The organism is Aquiflexum sp. (assembly GCF_041751335.1).
In the GTDB taxonomy this organism is placed as follows: Bacteria; Bacteroidota; Bacteroidia; order Cytophagales; family Cyclobacteriaceae; genus Aquiflexum.
On record NZ_JBGSXS010000401.1, the window covers coordinates 1 to 4,546 of the forward strand.

Below are 4,546 nucleotides of genomic sequence, written 5' to 3' on the forward strand. Positions count from 1 at the left end.
ATTGGTCCTAAAAAATAGATCATAACGTTTTAATTATCTACATTATACATCAAAATTGATGTATGCCCACCACCCTCCAAACAACCCGCATTTATAATAACCTCGGTTACTGGTTTCTGATTTTTATCCTGTTGGCTTTTGTTGGATTCTACAAAACTTATTTTTCAGTCCTTCTTGATCCTCATCCTTCTGTAGTCCATTTGCATTTTGCTTGTATGGCACTCTGGATGGGTATGATTATCGTTCAACCATTATTGATCAAATACAAGAAATTCTCAGTCCACAGAACTTTGGGCAAGTTGAGTTACCTGGTCATTCCATTGGTGCTGATCACTTCTGCAATGATGTCAAAATATAGTTATTTTGCTTACAAAGCACGGTTAGAAGCAAAGGTTGCAGATGGAATGGTCACATTTACCGAAGCAGAAATACTCCATTTGAGCGCTTTTGAAATGGGACTGCCGGTTTTTTATATTCTTTGGCTGGCCATTTTCTTTGGTCTTGCCATTTACCACAGAAAAGACCGGATTCCACATTCAAGATATATTCTGGCTGCTGCCCTGACATTTTTGGGGCCTACAGTGGACAGGATTTTTATTTTCTGGTACGATACCTTCCTTTTATGGGAGACTGTTCCGGTTGAGTATTTTTCATATGCATTGATCAATCTCACTTTGATCCTATTTCTGTTTCTGGATAAAGGCAATCCAAAAGGGCAGAAGGCTTTGGGCATCAGTCTGTCCATCTACCTGATCGGACAGATACTTTACGCCACAGTAAGGGAAACACAGTTTTGGGAGAAGATGATAACCATCTTGGTGAATATTTGAAGCTGATAAACCAGTTGATCTAAAATCCTAAAACCTTATACTTTCCGCCTGAATATACCCCTTTCAATCCTTAGGTCCCCATTAGACAATTCCCCTTCACTGCAACCGTCTACTCCCTAACATCTTAACTAAGGCATTTACACACCTTCCTTTCTTAATCATTCTTAAGGTTATCAGCGGGATTGGTGAGCGCAGCCCGGACTGCCTGTGAACCTACAGTCAGCACAGTCAAGATCAGGATCAAAGCCAGCGCCAATAAGATGGTACCATAGCCCATATTGACCCGATTGGCCAAGCTTTGAAGCCATAAGTTATTGAGAAACCAAGCCGCCGGCAAACCAACTGCTATGGCAATCAGTACCAATTTGATAAATCCCATGGACAATTGCAGGGTTATTCCTAAAGCTGTTGCTCCCAGTATTTTCCGGATGGCAACCTCCTTGATTTTTGTTTCCGCTGTATAGGTTGCCATTCCCAACAATCCCAAACAGGAAATCATTATGGCCAGAAAAGCTACTACTCCTACAACTTTTGTCAACAATCCAAAAAATACTTGGTACATCTCCCTCATCTCAAAATCGAAGAATCCATAATCAATTTTAAGGTCGGGATTAACTTTGTTCCAAGCTGTCTGAAGCGTAGCAATTATCTGATCTTCACTTCCAGTGTATTTCACCTGAAGCTGACTGAATCCTTCCGGATTGTACATCAGTGCCATCGGTGCATCATCCATCAGCAAATTTCTGTGGTTATAGTTGGGCGCTACTCCAATAATCTCATAAGCATTGAGTTCATCACCCTCAAAAATAATGGTTCCCACAGGTGCACTTGCTGTTTCAAATCCTAATTTTTCCACTGCCAATTGGTTGATGATAATCTTTGATTTGTTCGATTCGGGAAGTTGGGAGTTGAAATTATTGCCGGCAAGCAATTCCAGGCCCATGTTGTCCAGGTAATCCTCATCTACCTGAAAATAATCTATATTCTGTTTCTCCGCTTCCGGAGTTGATCTAAAATCTTCTCCATAAGTAATTCCTGCTCCCGGGATATGGGATATTCCGGTAACACTTTCAACATTACTATATTGGAGCAGTTCGGATTTCAGTTGCTCATAGCTGGTATTGTTGAGCCTGACCAGCATCTTGTCATCAACTGCGAATCCAACATCTTTATTAAGAAAAAGCGTGGTTTGGTTGTAAACCAAAATAGCGGATAAAATGAAAATCAGAGAAATAGAAAATTGAAGGACCAATAAGGACTTCCGTAAGCCTATGGCAGAGAATAATTTCACACCAACCAAATTCTTTAGAACCTTAGTAGGTTGAAATGAGGAAAGTATTACCGCAGGAAAAAACCCGGCCAATATACCTACCAAAACCGCAAATCCGATTAAATAGGGGTACACTTCCATTGAGGTGGAAAAATCCCATCTCAGCACCTGAACCAGTTTTAAATTCAGCAATAAAGGCTTGACCACCATGACGATCATCCATGAAAAAAACAGGGCCAGCAAAGCTATGACAACTGCTTCTGTCAGAAACTGTGAGAAAATCTGTAGCCTTTTAGCACCTGTCACTTTCCTGATACCGATTTCTTTGGCCCGTGTAAGCGATCGGGCTATGGATAGGTTGGTAAAGTTGAAGCAGGAAGTCAACATGACAATCAGGGCCAGTCCACCTAAGAATATGACCACAATTTTAGGCAAAATGGGACCAATGGGATTGTTGAGGTCCGGGCCAGGAGTAATTTCAGTCAGGCCCTGCAATGCAAAGGAATTTGTTTGGGGTTCATTTTTTCCGTATTGGGCAAAAGCGATTTCATTGAGACTACTTTGAATATTTTCAGTTGAAATCCCTTCCTCCACAAGGATGTACACATATCCGTCATAGATGTTGTCCCAGGAATCCAAAGAACTCTTGAATGCAGTATCTGCTGCAGCCTTGCTGTAGATGGTAGAAATAGATGCCAGTCCATCATAAATGATATGTGACTTTTGATCAGGCCGATCTTTCAGTACTCCTGTTACTTTATAATCGCCCTGATCTCCTACCTTAATGATTTCTCCTACAGGATTGGGATTGGTAAACAGCTTTTCGGCAGTTTCTTTGGTGAGTACCACAGAATAAGGATCAATCAGGGCCGTAGCAGGATTTCCCGATTCGAGTTCCAGTTCAAAAATCTCCAGAAATTCCGGGTCAGTATAAAACCCGGTCACAGGGATATTGATGTCTTTTTCAAAATCCAACATACTCCTGTTCCCAAATCCTCTCTTGATCCGTACGGCCTTTTCAATTCCGGTATAATCTTCAAGCAGGACATTCCGCATGGCCATGGTAGTAGAAGCAGTGGCTTTCCATTTATCGGGGAGCGTATTGACCCTGAAGATCCGGTCTTTTTTTGAAATATGACGATCAAATTTATATTGGTCCATGACCAGCATGATCACAATCAAACTCAGAGACATACTGATGGCCAGGCCAAAAATATTGATAAATGAAAATGTTCGGTGCCTGATTAAATTCCTGAAGGCAACCTTTAAATAATTTTTCCACATGGCTTTGTCTCTTTAGGTTGTATGAGCGAACTGATTTCCAGTTTATACTATTTTGATACTTGATTTCCAATAAAGTGCCAGATAATAGTGCCTCAGAATACCTCGTAAAGGGGAACACTTATTTTTTTGATTATAAAAAATGGACAGAATCGTTCGGTGGAGGACGATTTTATTTTTCAAACTTTGACTAAAAATAAAGACTCTATAGATTGATTTTTAGGAGCCTAAGTTTTGTACGACGATTGATAAAAAAACAAGGTCTTTTAATTATAAATCCAATTCTTCAATTATACTCATTAAAATTCTCTGATTGCTTTAATCACTTCGGAAAATATTTACCCTGTTTCGGACAGTTTATTGGGGTGTTGGTACTTGATGCATTTGGTGAAAGCGGTTATCACAAAATATTTATTTAAATTGTGTAGGGTACATAACCATAAGACTTAAACTCCGCGGAATATGAAACGAAGAAACTTTATCACATCATCAGCCCTTTGCGCAACCGCCGTGAGCGCATTCGGGTTTATACGCTTTGACGGGACCAAATATGTTGGTGATTGTGCTACGACATCTGACATCCTTGGACCATTTTACAGACCTGGAAGTCCTAAGCGCGACAACTTGGTACTTTCAGATTCGAAAGGCCGCAAGGTAGAACTCCTCGGTAAAATACTTCATCAGGATTGCAGCACTCCGTATAAAAACGCCAAAGTCGAACTTTGGCATTGTGACGAAAATGGCGTTTACGATAATTCCACATCAGCATTCAATTATCGTGGTACGGTCCATACTGACAAGGCAGGCAATTATTTTTTTCAGACCATTATCCCTGTTCCTTATGATGCAGGCGGGGGGTTGATCCGACCGGCACATTTTCATATGATGGTGACAGCGGAAGGCTATCAGCCTTTGGTTACCCAACTTTATTTTACCGGAGATAAAAACATTCCCAAAGACCCTTGGGCCAATGCTGCGAAAGGCCGTCATTTGAAAGTCGAGGACCATCCTAACGGCGTCAGCAAGGTGGTTTTCAATGTGGGCATGGCAAGGACTTTGGCGGTGGAATCTGCGTCAATAGACAAACTTACTGGGACCTATGTCCATGAAAAAGATCCAAAGAAAACACTTACCCTATTTAAAAACCAAAATACCCTGTGGGTCA

At 41.0% G+C, this 4,546-nt stretch carries 3 protein-coding genes; 2 read left to right on the forward strand and 1 reads right to left on the reverse strand.

What is annotated here, in order from left to right:
• Nucleotides 1-62 precede the first annotated feature (62 nt).
• Nucleotides 63-830 carry a hypothetical protein gene (locus ACEW8U_RS21505; protein WP_373524110.1) on the forward strand — a complete coding sequence of 256 codons (768 nt, stop codon included), beginning with the start codon at nucleotides 63-65 and terminating at the stop codon, nucleotides 828-830.
• A 154-nt stretch (nucleotides 831-984) separates the two neighbouring features.
• Here ACEW8U_RS21505 and ACEW8U_RS21510 read toward each other — a convergent pair whose 3' ends face one another.
• Nucleotides 985-3,384, reverse strand: coding sequence for an ABC transporter permease (locus ACEW8U_RS21510; protein ID WP_373524111.1), 2,400 nt, complete (start codon nucleotides 3,382-3,384; stop codon nucleotides 985-987).
• Nucleotides 3,385-3,843: 459 nt separating this feature from the next.
• Here ACEW8U_RS21510 and ACEW8U_RS21515 point away from each other — a divergent pair.
• Nucleotides 3,844-4,546, forward strand: a 703-nt coding sequence (locus ACEW8U_RS21515) for a catechol 1,2-dioxygenase (protein WP_373524112.1), incomplete at its 3' end; no start/stop codon positions are given.

Bases quoted from the DNA above. Each gene is read 5' to 3' on its own strand.
- ACEW8U_RS21510 (WP_373524111.1), bottom strand. From the start codon at position 3,384: ATGTGGAAAAATTATTTAAAGGTTGCCTTCAGGAATTTAATCAGGCAC.
- ACEW8U_RS21505 (WP_373524110.1), top strand. From the start codon at position 63: ATGCCCACCACCCTCCAAACAACCCGCATTTATAATAACCTCGGTTAC.